Below are 20,102 nucleotides of genomic sequence, written 5' to 3'. Positions count from 1 at the left end.
ACAATAAAAGAAGTTACGGGCCCGCTCACGTGGTCAGTGGTGGGTCCTCAGGACTCCTGTTCCGCGTCGAACCGAGCCAGCTGCTCCTCCGTGACGTAGTCGCACTCGCCTGACGATGCGTCGACGAACAGCGGCAGGTTCCCCACGACGAGGTGGCGGTAGTCCTGGGTCCGCAGGTACTCCGCGGAGTTCCACGGCACCAGGAACCCTCCCGACACCTCGACGATGCCCTCCGCCACGACCTGCGGGGTGTACCCGTAGCCCGTGAGGTTCTTCTCGGTCAGGCAGGCCGCCGCGATGGCCGCCGCCTCGGTGCTGGTGATCACTACTCTCCGGTCCTCGTCCGCCAGAACAGGTACCCGGTGAACTTGTCGACCGGGTCTGCGAGTCCGGACTGGTTGTCCAGGAACTCGATCGTGCCGTCCCGGTTCACGACGTTGAAGGCGTGGCTGAACTCCTCCGGCTTGGTCGGGACGAGCTTACCCGGGGGCAGTGGCCGGATCCCGACCACGATGCCCCGGGCTCCCGGGCCGAGCAGTTGCATCCGCTGGACGAGCCCGTCCAGGCTCCGGTCCGACCGGGGACCCCGGCCTGCGTACCGGTCGAGGTTCACCGCCGCGAACGGGCCGCCGGGCATCGCCGCGGCAGGCGTGCCGCCCAGCGTCCGGTCCGTCGCGATGGAGCAGGCGACGCAGTTGACCCTGCCCCCGGTCGGATTGATCAGCGCCTTCATGCGGGGCGTCGCCGGGGTGGTGTAGGTGCGCCCTCCCTTCGTGGTGTGAACCGTCGCTGTCCGGGAGCCCTCACCGCCACCAGGTGGCCGGCTCCCGCCGACGCCCGGCCCGCTCGGGGTGCCGACGTGCGGCTCGCTCGGGCTGACGTGCGGCTCCGACAGGTGCGGCGCCTTGGCGCGGAACGCGTCCCGCAGCCAGTTGCTCAGGCCGCCCGCGTCGCGGGTGGCCGCCCGGACGGCCTTGAAGATCCGGAAACCGAACTTCGCCAGGCCGCCCACGGCACCGGCCGCCATGCCGAAGCTGCCGGCGTCGTTGCCGCCCCAGTAGGTGTCGGAGTTCGGGTCGACGTTGAGGTGCCGCTGGACGAAGCGGTCGTACCAGTGGCCCGCCGCGTCGTGGTCGCAGCTCTGGGTGTGCAGGCAGCCGGTCGGGACGTCGAAGACCCCGCGCACGAGGCCCGCCAGCAGGCCGCTGAAACCGCCGCTGGGCTCCTCGCCCTTCTGGCACTCCAGGCCGTACCAGTGCCGGGTGCACATCCCGTCCGGGTCGCTGCCGCTGGTCGGGTTGTCGGAGGCGTAGGTGTACCCGCCCATCTGGACCGGGTCGCCGACCTCCAGCAGCGGATCGGCGCTCATGAACCGGCCGAGCGCCGGGTCGTAGTTGCGCGCACCCAGCAGGTCGAGCCCGGTGGTGGTGTCGGTCGGCTGCCCGAGGAAGCCCCGGTTGTCGGCCCAACTGCCCGGTGCGGTGCCCCGGGAGTTGCCGTACGGGTCGAAGGAGCGCCGGGTGATCGTCAGCGTCTTGGCGTCCACCTCCAGTTGGGCGGTGCCCTGCGGACCGGCCGGCAGGTAGGTGGTGCTCCCGCTGCTGGACCGCACGATCGTCGTGCCGTCCGGGTTGTGGTAGTACCGCAGACCGGTGACGGTGGTTCCGGTCCGGGTCAGCTGCTCGGCACCGCCGAACAGGTAGAGCACCGTGCTGCCCGGCCCGCGCTGGAGCAGCAGGCTGCCGTCCGCGCCGTAGAGGTAGCTGGTGTTCTGCGGGGTGCCGACGCCCACCGTGGTGGTGACGGCCTTGGTGCGGCCCTCCTCGTCGTAGCTGAAGGTCTGGCTGACCGGCGAGACACCAGTGGTGGCGCGGTCCGTGGTGTTGCCGGCCGCGTCGTAGTGCGGGGTCTGGGTGCTGGTGCCGGCCGGGCCGGTGGTGGTGATGCCGGACACCGTGTTCGGCTGCGCACCGTTGGTCGGGTAGCTGCTGGTCTGCGTGACGTCGTTGGCGGTGTTGCCGGTGACGTCGTGCTGGACCTGCTGGGTGCGGTCGCCGACCACGTTGTACTGCCAGCTCTGCCAGTACGGGGCCGGGCCGCCGACGGTCGCCGGGGCGGGCGCGGCGCTGTTGCACGTGGCCAGCTGACCGGCCGTCGCACTGCTCTGGCCGTTCTTGTCGGTCCACGCGGTGGTGAGCCGGTCCAGGCCGTCGTACTGGAAGCACTGCGTGTCGAAGACCTGGTCGGTCCCGCCCGAGGACTGCAGTTCGCTGACCGAGGTGACGTTGCCGGCCTGGTCGTACCCGTAGCCGGTCGACGAGATCGGGTTGGTGCTCGCGGTCTGCAGGCTGACCCGGTTGGTGGTCAGCCGCCCGGTCGCGTCGTCCCAGGTCTGCGCGACCCGGAGCTGCTTGCCCAGCACACCGTAGGTGGACTGGAGGACCTGTCCCTTGGGGCTGTAACTGGCCAGGTCCAGGTACGGCGCGAAGTCCGAACCCTCCGAGACCAGGCCGCCCATGAGGTTGTAGCCGTAGCCCACGTCCTCCGCGATCAGCCCGCCGTCAGCGTTGTAGATGCTGTCCGACAGCAGACCGGTGTTCGGGGTGTAGGCCGCCGACATACTGTAGGTGCCCGCGAGCGCGCCCTCGGCGGCCGGGATGGTGACGCTGGTCCCGGTCGACTGGTACGCCGTGTTGTAGCCGGTCACCGCCTGGGTGTAGGCACTGCCGCCGGTGCCGGAGCCGCCCACGTAGCGGGTCGACGAGGTCGGGTAGCCCTTGGCCAGCGTGTCGTAGGTCCAGCCCGCCAACTGCTTCGTCTGGTCGGTGGTGCTGGTCCCGCTGTACTCACCGGTGCGCCGGCCCAGCTGGTCGTAGGTGTAGCTGAGCGTCTGTCCCCGGCCGTCGGTGACGCTCGCCCGGCGCCCGTAGGCGTCGTAGCTGGTGCTGCTGGTGCCGCTGTCCGGGTCGCTCTGCGAGACCTGACGGCCCTGCAGGTCGTAGCCGAAGGTCCAGGTGTGGCCCACCGTGTTGGTGACCGTGGCCAGCTGGTCCTCCGCCGTGTAGGTGTAGCTGGTCCGCACGTCGCCGATGCCGGCGCCACCGTGCGTGACGCTGGCGGTGGTTCGTCCCAGCGCATCGGTGAAGCGGCTGCTCGGCGTGCCGCCCGGCGGCGGAGTCGAGTCCGTCTCGTCGGCTCCCGGATAGGCCTTGGTGGAGGTCCACAGCGGAGCGGCCTTGCTGTACAGCGTCTGGCTGACCTGGCGGCCGGTCCCGTCGTAACCGGTCACGGTCTCGGACGGCAGGGTGTTCTCGGTCTCCACGAAGAGCGTGGCGCCGGGGGCCGTGGTGGTGTCCGTGAAGGCCGGGACCGTGCTGTGCTGCCAGCCGTGGCTGTCGTAGTGGAGGGAGGAGATCAGCCGGCCGGCCGAGTTGTCGGCCGTCGTGGTCTGCGTCTGACGCGGCTGCAGGAACCCGTCGTAGATGTGCACGGCGGTGCCGTACGAGTTGTCCTCGCGCAGGGTCTGCGTGGTGACGGACGCCGGGTTCGGGTTGCCGCTGCCGCTGACCGCGTAGCTGAACAGCTTGTCCGCGCTCTGCGTCGCCTTGGCCCGGCCGGGCAGCCAGACCGCGGTGCGGCGGCCCAAGGCGTCGAAGGTCGAGTCGGTGACCCGGCCGTTGACGTCCACCGCGTGGGTCACCAGGCCGCGGGCCGGGGCGACCGTGGTACTGGTCGTCCAGCCGAGCGGATTGGTGGTGGTGATCGTCGTGGGCAGGGTTCCCGAGGTCGGGCTGAAGGCGGTGGTGGTGGCCTGGCCTGCCGCGTCCAGCACCTTGACGACGCGTCCGGCCTGGTCGTACGTGCTGGCCGCGAGGGTCTGGAAGACCGGGTTGCCGGAACCGTCGTAGGACTTGACCGACTGGGTCGAGGTGACCAGACCCATGGTCGAGCCGTTGGCGCCGAGGCTGCCCAAGGTGCCGGGGTTGGTGATGCTGCCGTCGCCGTCGTAGAAGGTCCGCTTGTCGTTGACCGTGGTGGCGGTGGTGGCCGCCGTCGTGCACGGACCCGCGACCGTGAGCGTCTCGGCGGGGTAGCCCAGCATCATGGGGTTGCCGGCGGGCGGCGTCGCGTAGGTCGTGGTGTCGCAGGTCTCCTGGGCGGGTACCGAGACGTCGCCCTTCGCGTCGATCTGCGAAACCCGGCCCAGGCTGTCGTAACCGGTGCTGGTCTGGGTGGTCCGCCAGGTCCCGTCGGCGAGCAGCTCCAGCGTGCGCCCGGACTCCGACTGGAGGCGACGGGCCGTCAGGTCGGGCAGCGTCGACAGGGTGGCCGGGGCCGGTGTCTTGGACGTCCAGGCGGTGCGCGGAGCGGTGACGGTGGTGGTCAGCGTCGGCGCGCCGGGGATCGACTTGGCGACGATGCTGCCGCCCGCCTGGTTGTAACTGTCGCTCTCCTGCGGGCTGCCCGCCAGCCACGGACTGTCAGTGGCGCCCTCGCCGAGGGTGTTGGTCAGCGAGACGGCCCGCTTGCTGCCGTCGGCCTTGTAGTCGCCGTCCATGCCCTGGAAGTACGAGGTCACGACCTGGGTGATCGGGTCCGGGGCGGCGCCGGTCTGGGTGGTGACGGTGCGGTAGCCGCGGAAGTCGTTCCAGGTGCGGTACTGGTCGTCGGTGAACTCGGAGTCGTCCCGGTGCCAGGCGGCGCCACCGCTGTAGCTGTAGGTGGTCACCCTGGCGGGCGAGTTGGCCTTGGTGGCGTCGTTGTCCGAGACCTGGGCGACGAGCGTCTTGTTGAACCAGTCGTTGATCGGCGTCACGCCGCCCGGGGTGGTCCAGTAGACGTTGTAGCAGGCCATCGTGTCGGAGTCCGGGGACCCCGGCATCGTGTTGTTGACCCGCGAGCAGTCCGGCGCCCGGTAGGTGACGGCGATCGACTCGCCGGTCTCCGTCTGCAGGCTGGAGATCCGCGGGTGGTACAGCGGCGGCGCCGCCGGCGTCAGGCCGTCGACCCGGTTGTCCGTCTCGACGCCGGTGAAGGTCACCGGGTCCATCGTGATCGTCCCGCTGCCGCCGGCCGAGGTGTCCAGACCCGTGTGCTGGATCTGGGACAGCCACATGACCGACTGCAGCGCGCCCGCGTCCTTCGGGTCGACCGTCTTACCGGTGACCGGGTCCATCGTGCCGCCGGCATCGGAGAACAGGTGGGTCAGCGCCCACGAGTCCACGTTCTGCCAGGCGGCGCCGACCTTCACCGAGGTGGTGACGGTCTTCAGCCGGTAGGTCGACCAGAACGAGGGCCCGCCGAGCTGGCAGACGTTGCTGCCGGTGCCCGAGGTGGCCATGCCGCTGGTGCAGTTGAGGTCGTACGGGGTGTCCGGCCAGTTCGGCGCCGTGGTGGCGTTCAGGTTGCCGTACTGGCAGGTGGTGTCCGAGACCGTGCACCGCTGGGCCGTGGTGAACGCGATCCGGTCCGCCGGGTCGCGGCCCGCCTGCTCGTCGGCCAGCTTGTACCCGTAGGAGATCTGGGTCAGGTAGCCGCCGCGGGTGTACTGCGTCATCGTGCCACCGGCACCGGACTGCGCGACCTGGCCGTACCCGCGGTTGTACCAGTTGGACTCGGCGGCCCAGTCGTAGCGCTGTACGTTGCCGTTCGGGTCGACGACGAAGTCCAGGTTGAACCGGTAGCCCATGTTCGCGCAGAAGGAGGTGTTGCCCTTGCTGCCGTCGTAGCACGGGTCGCCCGACTTCGGCATGTAGACCGGCAGGCCCCACGCGGAGTTGGTGGCGGGGTCGGAGGTGGTGCCCGGGGAGTGGTTCAGGCCCAGGTAGTACTGGGTCCCGTCGGTCGTGGTGACCTTGAAGTACTCACCGTTCCACAGGCCGTTCGACGCACCCGTCAGCAGCTCGACCTTGGTGCCGTCGTCGTTCAGCAGGTGGTACTGGCCGCTGCCGTCACGCACCAACTGTCCGTTGTGCGAGCCGAGCGAGATCGTCGCGTTCCAGCCCGCCCAGCACTGGTCGCCGGAGTTGGCGATCCCGTCGTTGGCGCAGGACTTGTAGGTGCGCTCGACGAACCCGGGCGAGTAGTCCCAGCCGTCGCCGATCCACGAGGACTGCGAGTTGCGCGCCGACGTCTCACCGTCGACGGCCTGCGAGTTGTACGACAGGGCCACGTCGGGAGACTCGCCGCCCAGCGGCTGCGGCGACTGGAGGGGGTAGCCGTAGGTGAAGGCGCCCGAGGACGACTGTGCCCACGATCCCGAGGACGAGAGCGAGGTGGCCGCGTAGGTGCCCTGCGAGCCACCGCTGCCCGCGACCGCCGCCACCGTGGTGCTCGATGCGGTGGCCGCCATCGGCGCGGCCATCATGCTCATCGCCCGCGGTGCGCTCGACCCGCCCGACGCGGGCAGCGCCACGCTCGCCGTCAGCTGGTGCGTCACCGGGTCGTTGGTCGTCGCCAGCGGCGTCTGGGTCTGACACTGCGCCAGCTGGGGCGTCGTCTGCGCACAGGCCGGCAGCTGCACCAGGTGCAGCCGCGAGGCCCACCCACCGCCGTACGCCTGCGCCACCGACGAGTAGTCCAGCGACACCGACGCCTTGCCGGTGGCGCCGGAGCCGTCCTGGCGGGACACGCCCACCATCAGACCGTCCACGCCCGCCGCCTGCGCGACCGCGTGATCGACCGTCCTCACCTGCACCGAGGCCGGCGTCGACGCCGGCGCGAACGGCACCGCCACCGGCTGCGCCGCGTCCGTGGCCGCGAACTTCACGCCCGCCACGAGCGTGCCGTCGACCGGCGCGGTCTGCGTGCCCGCCTTCGGCCACACCGGCGCCGCCACCTGATGCGGCGCCAGCACCCGCGAGCCCTTCGGCTCCGCCACCACCGGCGGCTTCGCCGAGGCACCGACGTTGTGCCCGCCGACCTTGGGCTCCTTGGGCAGCGGGTCGGCCGCCCACAGGCCGCCCTTGTAGTGGTACCCACCCACCACGGTCTGCGCCTCGGCCAGCGGCACCGTCAGCGACAACGCCGCCACCAGGGCGACGGCCACGGTGCCCCTACGCTGCGCCCGCCGTTTCCGGGCAGCAGAGAACCAGGTATGTCTTGGCGTCATGCCAAGGAACCCCCCGTCACAGGCCGATGACGCACAGCTCATCGGCTAAGAAAATTATGAAGATCAACTTAAAGCACCGGCGACGCTAATTGATCACCGGTCTCGGTCGCCACATGGTTCAGTCCTGTTCCGGGCGGGCCACCACCGGACCAGGGCTGGCGGGCCGTCAGCTGCTCCGGTCCCGGTCCGTTCTGCTCCACCCGGGTGGCCTCGGCCGCCGCCGGTGCGGCGCTCCCCCGGTCGGCCGTGCGGGCCGCGCCTACGATCGGACATGACCAAGCGAGGAGACGGCCGGGCCCCCGCCGGCCTGTTGCGCCGGACCGGTGAATGGTGCGCCAAGCACTGGCTGACGGTGATTCTGCTGTGGCTGCTGGCGCTCTGCGGGGTGATGGTGGCCAACCAGTCGGTCGGCGGGACCTATTCGGACGACTTCTCGCTGCCCGACACCCAGTCGGGGCGCGGGCTGAGCGTGCTGCAGGCGCACGACCCGGCGGCCGGTGGGACCGGGGCCCAGATCGTGCTGCACGCCGGCCAGTCGCTGACCGGGTACGAGAGCCAGATCGGCCAGGCGGTCACCAGCCTGCAGGGCCTGCCGCACGTGATCTCGGCGCAGAACCCGGTGCCACCGGGCGCCCAGCCGCCGCCCGGCCCGACCACCGGACCGCTCTCCACCGACGGGCGGACGGCGTACATCACCGTCCGCTTCGACAAGAACCCCACCTCGCTGGGCAGCGCGTACCTCACGCAGGTGGACGGCGCCGTCGCCGGGCTGCGCAGCGCCGGGGTGCAGGTCGAGTACGGCGGCGCGCTGGGCGAGCTGGCCCGGCCGGTGGCCGACGACCGCAGCAGCGAGGCCATCGGCTTCGCGGTGGCGATCGTGGTGCTGCTGGTCGGCTTCGGCAGTGTGATCGCGGCCGGTCTGCCGCTGGTCACCGCGCTGGTCAGCGTGCTCGCCGGGATCAGCTGCCTGGGGCTGCTGGCGGCCGCCATCACCTTCGCCAGCGTCGCGCCGACCCTGGCCACCATGATCGGCCTCGGGGTCGGGATCGACTACGCGCTCTTCCTGATCACCCGTCACCGGCAGAACCTGATGGACCGGATGGACCCGGTGCGCAGCGCCGGCCAGGCCGCCACCACCAGCGGCCGGGCGGTGCTGGTCTCCGGCTGCACCGTGATCATCGCGCTCACCGGGCTGTCGGTCTCCGGCATCGGCTTCATCGCCAAGCTGGGGCTGGCGGCCGGGGTGACCGTGGTGACGGCGGTGCTGGGCGCGCTCACCCTGGTGCCCGCGATGCTCGGGCTGATCGGCCGGCGGATCGACCGGTTCCACGTGCGGCAGCCGGTCGCGGAGACGCCGCAGGACGCCGAGGGCGAGGCCACCGGCGGCTGGCACCGGTACGCGCAGCGGGTGGAGCACCGGCCCTGGCAGTTCCTGGTGAGCGGCCTGGTGGTGATCGGGATCCTGACGATCCCGCTCTTCTCCATCCAGCTGGGCCACATCGGCGACGGCGCCGACCCGACCAGCTTCACCGACCGGCGCGCCTTCGACCTGATGTCGGCCGCCTTCGGCCCCGGCTCCAACGGGCCGCTCACCCTGGTGGTGGACCAGTCCGCCGTGCCGCAGTCCGACCGGGCGGCGCTGGCGGCCAACCTGACCTCGTCGCTCACCGGCGTGCCGCACCTGTCCAGCGTGACCCCGGTGCAGACCACCTCGGACGGCCAGGTCCTGATCGCCACCGCCTACTCCACCAACGCGCCGCAGGACCACGTCACCACCGAGCTGGTCAACGACCTCAAGGACCACGTGCTGCCCGCGGCGGTGGCCGGCAGCGCGGCGCACGGGTACGTCACCGGGGTCACCGCGGCCCAGGTGGACTTCCTGGACCTGGTCGCCAGCCGGCTCCCGCTGATCATCGCGGTGGTGGTCGGCCTGGCCTTCCTGATCATCCTGGCGGTCTTCCGCGGCCTGCTGGTCGCGCTGAAGGCGGCCGTGCTCAACCTGCTGTCGATCGGCGCCTCCTACGGCGTGGTGGTGGCGGCCTTCCAGTGGGGCTGGCTGGGCCCGGCGCTGGGGGTCAACGGCAAGGTGCCGATCGAGAGCTACGTGCCGATGATGATGTTCGCCATCGTCTTCGGCCTGAGCATGGACTACGAGGTCTTCCTGCTCTCCCGGGTGCACGAGGCCTGGGTCCGCACCGGGGACAGCAGGGCGAGCGTGGCGCACGCGCTGGAGATCACCGCCCGGGTGATCACCTGTGCCGCGCTGATCATGGTCAGCGTCTTCGCCGCCTTCGTGGTCAGCGACAACATCGTGATCAAGATGATGGGCCTGGGCCTGGCGGTCAGCGTGCTGATCGACGCCACCGTGGTGCGCCTGCTGCTGGTCCCCGCGGTGCTCACCCTGCTGGGCAGCCGCGCCTGGTGGACCCCGCGCTGGCTGGACCGGATCATGCCGCACATCAACGCGGAGGGCGGCGAGCCCGAGCCGGCGCCGAGTCAGGCCAGTTCGAGCGCCAGGTAGAAGTCCACCCGGTCCTCCAGCCGGGACAGGTCACGACCGGTCAGCTCCTCGATCCGGCCGATCCGGTAGCGCAGCGTGTTCACGTGCACGTGCAGCTGGGCGGCGCACCTGGTCCAGGAGCCGTCGGAGCGCAGGAAGGCCTCCAGGGTGCGGACCAGGTCGGCCTGGTGCTCGATGTCGTAGGCGATCACCTTGTCCAGCAGCCGGCTGCGGAACGCCCGGCGCACCTCGTCGGGGACCGCGGCCAGCAGCAGCACGTGCGAGGCCAGCTCCTCGGGGCCGGCCACGCAGACCCGGCCGACCCGGGCGGCGGCGATCCGGCGGGCGTGCCGGGCCTCCTCCAGCGCGCCGCGCAGCCCGCCGGCCTCCGACGCGGGGGCCGAGACGCCGACCGTGATCCGCCCCTCCGACCCGAGTCCCGCCTCCAGCGGCGCCAGCAGCTCGCGCAGCGCGTCGGCCGGCACCGCGGTGGCGGGCGCGGGCAGCACCACCACCGCGCCGCTGCCCGCACCGGCCACCAGCGCCCGGTCCGAGGTGTCGGTCAGCGCCTCCTCCAGCACGGCGCGCACCGCGCCCTCCGGCAGTCCGGTGCCCTCGGCGCTGAGCACCAGCCAGGAGCCCTCCGGCGCCTGGGCGGTGGGCACCGTGCCCTCGTAGCGGGCGGCCATCGCGGACGAGGCGTACAGGGTGCGGCTGATCTCGGACGGGTCGGCGTCGCGCTGCAGCAGGGTGAGCACCTCGTCGGCCAGCCGGCGGCGCAGTCGGCGGCCCTCGTCGCGCCGATTGCGCTCGGCGGCCACCAGCCGGGCCAGGTTGTCGGCCAACTGCTGGCGCTTGACGGTCCATTCGGTCACGTCGCCGGCCACCGCGAGCACCCAGTCGGCCAGCGGCGCCTCCTGCTCGGGCCGCGCGGGGGCCGGCAGCAGCGAGTAGTTGCCGGTGACCAGCCGGGCCCGGTGCGGCGGGCGGCGGCGCTGGCGCTGGGCGGCCAGGTGGGCCCGGACCAACTGGTCGCGGTCCTCCGCGCTGAGGTGGTCGACCGGGCCGGCCACCACCCGGCCGGTCGGGGTGAGCACCCAGCAGTCCAGGTCCAGGTCGCCGCCGAGCAGGTCGAGCACCGCGTCCAGCCCGCCGCCGCCGGCCGCGGAGACCAGCATCCGGTGCCGGTCCACCAGCGCGGCCAGGTCGGCGGCCCGGTCGGCGGAGACCTGGCGGCCGATGAACTCGGTCAGGGTGGCGAAGGCGATGTCGTCGGGCACCGCCAGCAGCGGCATCCGGTGCCGCCGGCAGGCCTCGACCAGGTCCTGCGGCACCGGCCCGACCTCGGCCTCGCCGGCCGCCAGGGCGACCGCGCCGCCGGCCGCCAGGGTTCGCACGAAGCGCTCGGAGTCCTCCGGCGAGGTGCGCCAGAGCATGCCGGTCAGCACCAGCTCACCGCCGTGCAGGTACCGGCCCGGGTCGTGCAGGTCGGTGGTCATCACACCGCTGACCTGGCGGTCGAGCTCCTCCTCCGCGGCGAGCAGGCGCAGTCTCGGTGCGCCGGGGGCGAGCAGGTCACGGACGCGCATCCGCTGACTCCTTCGTCTGAACGGGGGGTGACCGGTGGGTGTCGGGGGGACAGTGTGCCTGATCCCGGGGGGTTCGGTGTTACGTATCAGCAGCGCGCCGGATCACGAGGCAGTAGCTCGGTCATCACGACCGGATTACGGTCGTAAGGGGCGGCCGGGGAAGCGCTCAGCAGCGCATTCACCGCCCTTAGAGGAACGTACAGGATGCCGGGCGGCACCGGCGCACGGGCTTCATGCCATCGGTGACTGCCTCCCGGGTGTCGGACGGCGGTTCACTGGCCACACGCCGCCGGACCCACCCCGGTGACCAGGACGCGAAGCCCCGGCAACGAGTCCGAAAAACCGGAGGTACGACTTTCCGCTCCCGCTGCGCCGTTCGGGCGAGGGGGCGGGGGTCCTGGGCACCGTGCCCAAAGGTTCGATCGGCGACGACTTGAGGAGACACCCGCATGGAGTTCCTGCGGCCCGCTACCTGGGACGAGGCGCTCGCGGCGAAGGCTGAGTACCCGACCGCGCTGCCGATCGCCGGTGGCACGGACGTGATGGTCGAGATGAACTTCGACGTGCACCGGCCGTCCGCGTTGCTTGACCTGAACCGCCTCACCGAGCTGACCGAGTGGTCCATCGAGGACGAGACCGTCAAGCTCGGCGCCTCGGTCCCCTACGCCCGGATCATCGACGAGCTGTCCGGCCCGCTGCCGGGCCTGGCGCTGGCCGCGCACACGGTCGGCTCGCCGCAGATCCGCAACCGCGGCGGCGTGGGCGGCAACCTGGGCGGGGCCTCCCCGGCCGGCGACTCCCACCCGGCGCTGCTGGCGGCCGGCCGGGACGTGTTCGTCGAGGTCGCCTCCAGCGCCCGCGGCACCCGGCTGATCCCGATCGACGAGTTCTACGTCGGGGTCAAGCGCAACTCCATGGGGCCCGACGAGCTGATCCGCCGGGTGCACATCCCGGTCGCGGACGGCCCGCAGCAGTTCTCCAAGATCGGCACCCGCAACGCCATGGTGATCGCGGTGGCCGCCTTCGGCTTCGCGCTGCACCCCAAGAACGGCACGGTCGGCACCGGCATCGGCTCGGCCGCCCCCACCCCGCGCCGCGCGGTGGAGGCGGAGGAGTACCTGCAGGGCGTGCTCGCCGAGCGCGGCCTGTGGCAGAGCGGGGACCTGCTGGGCACCGAGGTGATCCAGCGGTTCGGCGAGCTGGTGAAGGCCGCCGCCTCGCCGATCGACGACGTGCGCGGCACCGCCGACTACCGGCGGCACACCCTCGCGGTGATGGCCCGGCGCACCCTCACCTGGTGTTGGAACGACTACAGCAAGCAGATCAGGAGCGCGGCATGAGGGTCACTTTCACCGCCAACGGCAAGCCGGTCGAGGCGGACGACGTGTGGGAGGGCGAGAGCCTGCTCTACGTGCTGCGCGAGCGGGTCGGCCTGCCGGGTTCCAAGAACGCGTGCGAGCAGGGCGAGTGCGGCTCCTGCACGGTCTACCTGGACGGCGTGCCGGTCTGCTCCTGCCTGGTCGCGGCCGGCCAGGTGCAGGACCGCCAGGTGCGCACCGTCGAGGGCCTGTCCGACGAGGAGAGCGGCGAACTCGGTCTGGTCCAGCAGGCGTTCATCGACGCCGGCGCCGTGCAGTGCGGTTTCTGCACCCCGGGCCTGCTGGTGCAGACCGACGCGCTGCTGGCCCGTGAGCCGCAGCCCAGCGACACCGACATCCGCGAGGCGCTCAGCGGCAACCTGTGCCGCTGCACCGGCTACGAGAAGATCATGGACGCGGTGCGGCTGGCCTCCGCCCGCACGTGCCAGAAGGCGGGGACTTCGGAATGAGCGCGCGCACGATTGCGGGTCAGAAGAACCTGCAGGACATCAACCAGGCGTCCAAGGACGGCATCGGCGGCTCGCCGCTGCGCCCGGACGGCACCCTCAAGGTCAAGGGCGAGTTCGCCTACTCCTCCGACCTGTGGCACGAGGACATGCTCTGGGGCATGGCGCTGCGCTCGCCGCACCCCCGCGCGAACATCCTGAGCGTGGACATCTCCGAGGCGGTCAAGACCCCGGGCGTCTACGCGGTGCTGACCCACGACGACATCCCCGGCGCCAAGTTCTACGGCCTGGAGATCCAGGACCAGCCGGCCCTGGCCAAGGACAAGGTGCGCTACCACGGCGAGGCGATCGCGATCGTGGCCGCCGACCACCCGGAGACGGCCCGCCGCGCGGTGAAGAAGATCAAGGTCGAGTACGAGGTGCTCACCCCGATCACCACCGAGGAGCAGTGCCTCAACCCGGAGGTGCACGGCTACGTGCACGAGCCGCACGAGTACAAGTCGCACGGGTACGGCAACATCTGCCACGAGCAGAAGCTGGTCTCCGGCCTCGGCGTGACCGACGAGGTCCGGGCGATGGCCGACGTCGTCGTCCGGGGCGAGTACGAGGTCGGCATGCAGGACCAGGCCTTCCTCGGCCCGGAGTCCGGCCTGGCGGTACCGGCCGAGGACGGCGGCATCGACCTCTACGTGGCCACCCAGTGGCTGCACGTGGACCGCCAGCAGATCGCCCCGGTGCTCGGCCTGCCCGAGGAGAAGGTGCGGCTGACCCTGGCCGGCGTCGGCGGCGCCTTCGGCGGCCGCGAGGACCTGTCGATGCAGATCCACGCCTGCATGCTGGCCCAGCGCACCGGCAAGCCGGTCAAGATCGTCTACGCCCGCGACGAGTCCTTCTTCGGCCACGTGCACCGCCACCCGGCCAGGATGGTCTACGAGCACGGCGCCACCCGTGACGGCAAGCTGGTCTTCGCCGACGCCCGGATCGTGCTGGACGGCGGCGCCTACGCCTCCGCCTCCCCCGCGGTGGTCGGCAACGCCGCCTCGCTGGGCCACGGCCCGTACGTGATCCCGAACGTGAAGATGCACGCCATCGCGCTCTACAGCAACAACCCGAGCTGCGGCGCGATGCGCGGCTTCGGCGCGGTGCAGGCCGCCTTCGGCTACGAGTCGCAGATGGACAAGCTGGCCGCCGAGCTGGGCATGGACCCGGTCGAGCTGCGCCAGCTGAACGCGATGGCGGAGGGCGACTTCATGCCCACCGGCCAGCAGATCGACTCGCCGGCACCGGTCGCCGAACTGCTGCAGCGGGTCAAGGACATGCCGCTGCCGCCGCCGCTGGACCTGACCCACCTGGACGTCCGGCAGCTGCCCGGCGCGCTGTCCAACACCTCGCACGGCGAGGGCATCGTGCGCGGCGTCGGCTACTCGGTCGGCATCAAGAACGTCGGCTTCTCCGAGGGCTTCGACGACTACTCCACCGCCCGGGTCCGCCTGGAGGTCATCGGCGGCGAGCCGGTCGCCATGGTGCACACCGCGATGGCCGAGGTCGGCCAGGGCGGCATCACCGTGCACGCCCAGATCGCCCGCACCGAGCTGGGCGTCGAGCAGGTCACCATCCACCCGGCCAACACCGAGGTCGGCTCGGCGGGTTCCACCTCCGCCTCGCGGCAGACCTACATGACCGGTGGCGCGGTGAAGCTGGCCGCCGAGGCGGTCAAGCTCGCGCTGATCGACAAGGGCCGCAAGCGCTACGGCTGGACCCAGACCGACATCGACCTGGTGGCCGGCAAGGTGGTCTCCGAGTCCGCGGGCCCGCTGGTCTCGATGGTCGACCTGCTCGGTGACGAGGCGATCGACCTGACCCGCGAGCACCACCACCGCCCGACCGTGCCGTTCGACAAGGAGACCGGCCAGGGCTTCGGCCACGTCCAGTACACCTTCTGCGCCAACCGCGCGGTGGTCGACGTGGACGTCGAGCTGGGCCTGGTCAAGGTGGTCGAGCTGACCGCCGCCCAGGACGTCGGCAAGGCGCTGAACCCGCTCTCGGTGGTCGGCCAGATCCAGGGCGGCTGCACCCAGGCGCTGGGCCTGGCGGTGATGGAGGAGATCATCGTCAAGGACGGCAAGGTCCGCAACGCCTCCTTCACCGACTACCTCATCCCCACCATCCTCGACACCCCGCCGATCCCGGTGGACGTGCTCGAACTGCCCGACCCGAACGCCCCGTACGGGCTGCGCGGCGTCGGTGAGGCGCCCACGGTCTCCGCCACCCCCTCGATCGTGGCCGCCATCCGCCAGGCCACCGGGATCGCGCTCAACCGCATCCCGGTCCGTCCCGAGCACCTCACCGGGACGCTCTAGGGACCTCCCGGGGCGGCGGCCACCACGTCTTCCCCCGCCGCCCCGGGTCTGCTCCACCCCCTCTGCACGGCCCGCTGCCTCTCCCACGCCGGGGCTCTGCAGCGGTGCGCACCACCCCACGCACCGCACACCGCACACCTTGTGCGCCCGTGAGTCGAACAGTCCCCCTGCCGTCCTCCCACAGGCACAGCCAGGTCGACTCGCCCACCCCAATCCCCTATGAACCTTGGGAGTGGACATGTCCCGGATCCCCACGGAGCCCGGCACCACTGAAAGAGAAGCCGACGACACCGGCACCCCCACGCCGGCGGCGGCACCCGCCCCGAAGAACGCACTGGACGCGTACTTCAAGATCTCGGCCCGGGGCTCGACCTTCGGCAACGAGATCCGCGGCGGTCTCACCACCTTCATGGCGATGGCCTACATCGTCCTGCTGAACCCGCTCATCCTGAGCGGCGCCGACGTGACCGGCGCCAAGCTCAGCCACGCCCAGCTGACCACCTCCACGGCGCTCGCCGCGGCCGTGGTGACCATCGTGATGGGCGTGGTGGGCAACGTCCCGCTCGCCGTCGCGGCCGGCCTGTCGGTCTCCGGCGCGGTCTCCGCGCTGGTGGTCCCGCACACCACCTGGTCCCAGGCCTTCGGACTGTGCGTCATCTACGGTCTGCTGATCGTGCTGCTGGTGGTCTCCGGCCTGCGCGAGAAGATCATGAACGGCATACCGCTGCCGATCAAGCACGCCATCACCATCGGCATCGGCCTGTTCGTCGCGCTGATCGGCCTGCACAAGGCCGGGTTCGTGATGAGCGGCGGCCCGACCCTGGTGTCGCTCGGCCCCTTCGGCGAGCTGACCGGCTGGCCGGTGGTCTGCTTCGCCTTCACCCTGCTGACCATCTTCGTGCTGCTGGCCCGCAACGTCCGCGGCGCGATCCTGATCGGCATCGTGGCCGGCACCGTGTTCGCCGTGGTGGTCAACACCGTCGCCCACATCCCGGGCAAGGCCTGGGGCAGCGCGGCGCCGGTCTGGCCCGGCAGCCCGGTCTCCGCACCGGACTTCGGCCTGCTCGGCCACGTGGACCTGTTCGGCGCCTTCGGCAGCAAGGGCCTGGGCGCGATCAGCGCCTCGGTCGCGGTCTTCACCCTGGTGCTGGCCGGCTTCTTCGACGCGATGGCCACCATCATCGGCGTCGGCACCGAGGCCGGACTGGCCGACAAGCAGGGCCGGATGCCGGGCCTGTCCAAGGCGCTGTTCATCGACGGGGCCGGCGGCGCGATCGGCGGCCTGTTCGGCGCCTCCGGGCAGACGGTCTTCGTGGAGTCGGCCACCGGTGTCGGCGAGGGCGCCCGTACCGGCCTCGCCTCCACCGTGACCGGCGGCATGTTCGCCCTGATGCTCTTCTTCTCCCCGCTGGCCGGGATCGTGCCGGTCGAGGTGGCCTCGGCCGCCCTGGTGGTGATCGGCTCGATGATGATGAGTCAGGCCCGGCACATCGACTGGGCCGACCGCGAGGTGGCCATCCCGGCCTTCCTCACCTGCACCATGATGCCGTTCACCTACAGCATCACCGCGGGCGTCGCGGCCGGTGTCATCTCCTACGTGGTGATCAAGGCCGGCAAGGGCAAGTGGCGCGAGCCCGGTCCGCTGATGTGGGTGCTCTCGGCGGTCTTCCTGGTGTACTTCGCGCTCACTCCGGTCAAGGAGTGGCTCGGCGTCCACTAGTGCCCCTCCACCCCGGTGCGCCCGGCGCGCACCGGGGTGCCCCACCCTCGTACCCTCGCAGTGAACAGGAGCGGACATGCAGGACATCGCCGAGCAGTTGCAGGCCTGGCACGCCTCCGGGCGCTCCTTCGCCGTGGCCACGGTGGTCGGCGTGTCCGGCAGCGCCCCGCGCGACCCGGGTGCGGCGCTGGCCGTGGACGCGGCCGGGGAGGCTGTCGGCTCCGTCTCCGGCGGCTGCGTCGAGGGTGCGGTCTACGAGCTGTGCCGCGAGGCGATCGCGTCCGGGCAGCCGGTGCTGGAGCGGTTCGGCTTCAGCGACGAGGACGCCTTCGCGGTGGGCCTGACCTGCGGCGGGATCCTGGACGTCTTCGTCCAGCCGGTGGTCCCCGGCGCCGACGCCGGCCTGGACGCCGGGATCGCCTACATCGCCTCGGGCACCCCGGTGGCGCTGGCCCGGGCGATCGAGGGCCCGGCCGGGCTGCTCGGCGCGACCGTGGCGGTCACCGCCGACAGCCACCACGGCTCGCTCTCCCCCTCGGGCCCGCGCACGACCGGCGCATTGGAGCACTCACTGGTCGCCGAGGCGCGCGCGATGCTGGACGCGGGCCGGACCGGCACGGTCACCCTGGCCCTGGACGGCCGCCCCTGCGACCCGACCGCCGCCGCCACCGTCACCTTCTTCGTCGAGTCCTACGTCCCCAAGCCGCGGATGCTGGTCTTCGGCGCCATCGACTTCGCCGCCGCCGTGGTGCGGATCGGCCGGTTCCTCGGCTACCACGTCACCGTCTGCGACGCCCGCCCCGTCTTCGCCACCGCGCGGCGCTTCCCGGACGCCGACGAGGTGGTGGTCGACTGGCCGCACCGCTACCTGGACACCCAGCTGGACCGGCTGGACGGCCGCTCGGTGCTCTGCGTGCTGACCCACGACGCCAAGTTCGACATCCCGCTGCTGGAGCGCGCGCTGCGCCTCCCGGTGGGTTTCGTCGGCGCGATGGGCTCCCGCAAGACCCACCTGGACCGCAACGCGAAGCTGCGCGAGGTGGGCCTGACCGAGGCGGAGATCGCCCGGCTGCGCTCGCCGATCGGCCTGGACCTGGGCGCCCGCACGCCGGAGGAGACCGCGGTGGCGGTGGCCGCCGAGATCGTCGCCAGCCGCCGCGGCGGCGGCTGCCTGCCGCTGTCGGCCGGGTCCGGCCCGATCCACCACGACCTGCCGCGCGCCGCCGGACGGGCCGCGCAGGGCCCGGCCAAGCGGTCCGGCCCCGGTTTCCGGGTGGCCTGACGGAGTGCCCGCACTCCGGTCCCGTTCGAGCGCTCCGCTCGGACGGGATCTTCTTTTTTCCCCCCTCTGGCCACCGGAGGCCGCCGCATGCCGCATGATGTGCCAGTGCAAAACGCAGATCAGTTCGGGTACGCCGATGACGCCGGCCCGCCCTCCCGACCCGCGCCACCACCGTCCGACGAGGACCTGGACCAGGCCGTGCAGGCCGCCCAGGCCGGCGACGAGGAGGCGTTCAGACAGCTCTTCCGGGCGGTTCAGCCCCTGCTGCTGCGTTATCTGCGGGTACTGGTGGGCGGCGACGCGGCCGACGCCGAGGACATCGCCTCCGAGGCCTGGCTGCAGATCGCGCGTGACCTGCACACCTTCCACGGCGACGGGGACGGCTTCCGCGGCTGGGCGGCCACCATCGCCCGGCACCGCGCCCTGGACCACCTGCGCGCCAAGCGCCGCCGCCCCACCGCCGACCTCCCCGAGGAGTACCTGACCGAGGTGGCCGCGGGCGACGACACCGAAGGCGCCGTGCTGACCGCCGACGGCACCCGGCGCGCGCTGGAGATGATCGCCGCACTGCCCAAGGACCAGGCCGAGGCGGTGCTGCTGCGCGTGGTGCTGCAGCTGGACGCCGAGAGCGCGGCCCAGGTGCTGGGCAAGCGGGCCGGCAGCGTGCGGATGGCCGCGCACCGCGGCCTGCGCAAACTGGCCAAGCTGCTGGAGGCCCCCGCCGCCGTCCCGACCCAGCGGCCCGCGCCGCGCCCCAGGAAAACCTCTGCCGAAGGTGTGACGAAACCGGGGGCCTCGACGCTGAAGGACATGAGATGAGCACCAACCGATCCGGTCGGATCGACCGCGACGCCGCCGAGCGCCTGCTCGCCGGCCCCGCCGTCGGTGCGCAGGGCGGTCATGGTGCCCTCGCAGAGCTGCTGGCGGCGGCCGCCGGCCCGGCGACCGCCGCCGAGCTGACCGGCGAAGAGGCGGCCACGGCCGCCTACCGCGAGGCGGTCCGGCTCGGCCCGGCCGCCACGGGGGCCGCCGCCGTACCCGCGAGCCGGGTCCGCCGGGTGGTCAGCCGACGCCGCCCGCGCGCCCGCCTCCTCGGTGCCCGGGCCGCGGTGGCCGCGCTCGCGGTGACCGCGCTCGGCTCGGTCGCGGTGGCCGCCGGCACCGGCCACCTGCCCGAGGTGCTCGGCGGCTCGCCGCAGCACTCCGCGCCGGACGCCTCGTCGACCGCGACCACCGGGTCGCCGACGGGATCCGCCCGGCCCACCGCCCGGGCCACCGGACCGGCCGCGCTGCGCACCGCCCCGGGCGACACCGCCTCGCTCGACGCCGCCCTGCTCCCGCTCTGCCGGCAGTGGCACGACGGCGACAACGACCCCCGGTTCGAGCCGCTGACGCGCGCGGCGAACGGCTCGAACCGGGTCGCGGACCTCTGCGCGGAGCTGGAGCGCGCGGCGGCCGGCGACCAGACCCCGGACGGCCAGTCCACCCAGAACGGCGCGGGCCGCACCGACCCGCCCGGCAAGGGGAACCAGGACCACTCGGCCACCCCCGTCCCGGGCAACGGCGCGACCAAGAGCGATCCGACCGGCGGACACGGCAAGCCCAGCCCGACCCCGGACCCGAGCAAGACCAAGGGCGGCAACCACCCGAGCCCCAGCGGCGGGCAGAGCGACCCGGCGGCCGCCGGTTGAACACCGCGCGACCGGTGCCGGACC

At 72.2% G+C, this 20,102-nt stretch carries 11 protein-coding genes; 8 read left to right on the top strand and 3 right to left on the bottom strand.

Features of this window, described 5'->3' with window-relative positions; translation table 11 throughout:
* Positions 1-47: 47 nt before the first annotated feature.
* Complete coding sequence (locus ACFW1A_RS24040; protein ID WP_380411394.1) at positions 48-326, bottom strand: YrhB domain-containing protein; 279 nt, start codon at positions 324-326, stop codon at positions 48-50.
* The gene (locus tag ACFW1A_RS24035; RefSeq protein ID WP_380411391.1) at positions 326-7,048 is read right to left on the bottom strand and encodes an RHS repeat-associated core domain-containing protein; all 6,723 of its coding nucleotides are present in this window, start codon (positions 7,046-7,048) and stop codon (positions 326-328) included. The genes ACFW1A_RS24040 and ACFW1A_RS24035 overlap by 1 nt, the downstream gene beginning before the upstream one ends.
* Before the next feature lie 334 nt (positions 7,049-7,382).
* Here ACFW1A_RS24035 and ACFW1A_RS24030 point away from each other — a divergent pair, with 334 nt between their 5' ends.
* Positions 7,383-9,632 (top strand): MMPL family transporter, encoded by a 2,250-nt coding sequence (locus ACFW1A_RS24030; RefSeq protein WP_380411389.1) that lies wholly within the window; start codon positions 7,383-7,385, stop codon positions 9,630-9,632.
* On the opposite strand, the gene ACFW1A_RS24025 is transcribed toward ACFW1A_RS24030, so the two are convergent.
* Complete coding sequence (locus ACFW1A_RS24025) at positions 9,608-11,200, bottom strand: PucR family transcriptional regulator (RefSeq protein WP_380411386.1); 1,593 nt, start codon at positions 11,198-11,200, stop codon at positions 9,608-9,610. The two genes, ACFW1A_RS24030 and ACFW1A_RS24025, sit on opposite strands and share 25 nt — an antisense overlap.
* 449 nt (positions 11,201-11,649) lie before the next feature.
* Between ACFW1A_RS24025 and ACFW1A_RS24020 the strand changes: the two genes are divergently transcribed.
* The 7 genes from ACFW1A_RS24020 to ACFW1A_RS23990 all read left to right on the top strand — a co-directional run bounded on the left by ACFW1A_RS24020 (position 11,650) and on the right by ACFW1A_RS23990 (position 20,078).
* Positions 11,650-12,540, top strand: a complete 891-nt coding sequence (locus ACFW1A_RS24020) for an FAD binding domain-containing protein (protein ID WP_380411384.1) — start codon at positions 11,650-11,652, stop codon at positions 12,538-12,540.
* On the top strand, positions 12,537-13,028 hold the full coding sequence (locus ACFW1A_RS24015) for a (2Fe-2S)-binding protein (RefSeq protein WP_380411381.1): 492 nt from the start codon (positions 12,537-12,539) through the stop codon (positions 13,026-13,028). Before ACFW1A_RS24020 ends, ACFW1A_RS24015 begins: the two co-directional genes overlap by 4 nt.
* Entirely contained in the window at positions 13,025-15,385 is a 2,361-nt protein-coding gene (gene pucD, locus ACFW1A_RS24010) for a xanthine dehydrogenase subunit D (RefSeq protein WP_380411378.1), read from the top strand. The genes ACFW1A_RS24015 and pucD overlap by 4 nt, the downstream gene beginning before the upstream one ends.
* Before the next feature lie 238 nt (positions 15,386-15,623).
* Positions 15,624-17,105, top strand: coding sequence for an NCS2 family permease (locus tag ACFW1A_RS24005; RefSeq protein WP_380411375.1), 1,482 nt, complete (start codon positions 15,624-15,626; stop codon positions 17,103-17,105).
* A gap of 76 nt (positions 17,106-17,181) precedes the next feature.
* Positions 17,182-18,387 (top strand): XdhC family protein, encoded by a 1,206-nt coding sequence (locus ACFW1A_RS24000; protein ID WP_380411372.1) that lies wholly within the window; start codon positions 17,182-17,184, stop codon positions 18,385-18,387.
* Between the two features lie 105 nt (positions 18,388-18,492).
* Complete coding sequence (locus ACFW1A_RS23995; protein ID WP_380411369.1) at positions 18,493-19,206, top strand: RNA polymerase sigma factor; 714 nt, start codon at positions 18,493-18,495, stop codon at positions 19,204-19,206.
* Positions 19,203-20,078, top strand: a complete 876-nt coding sequence (locus ACFW1A_RS23990) for a hypothetical protein (protein WP_380411366.1) — start codon at positions 19,203-19,205, stop codon at positions 20,076-20,078. Before ACFW1A_RS23995 ends, ACFW1A_RS23990 begins: the two co-directional genes overlap by 4 nt.
* Positions 20,079-20,102: the final 24 nt, after the last annotated feature.

Origin of the sequence: Kitasatospora sp. NPDC058965 (assembly GCF_042741245.1) — a bacterium.
Taxonomy (GTDB): Bacteria; Actinomycetota; Actinomycetes; order Streptomycetales; family Streptomycetaceae; genus Kitasatospora.
The sequence above is the reverse complement of the archived record's forward strand: the minus strand, read 5'-3'. Positions and strand labels throughout refer to the sequence as shown.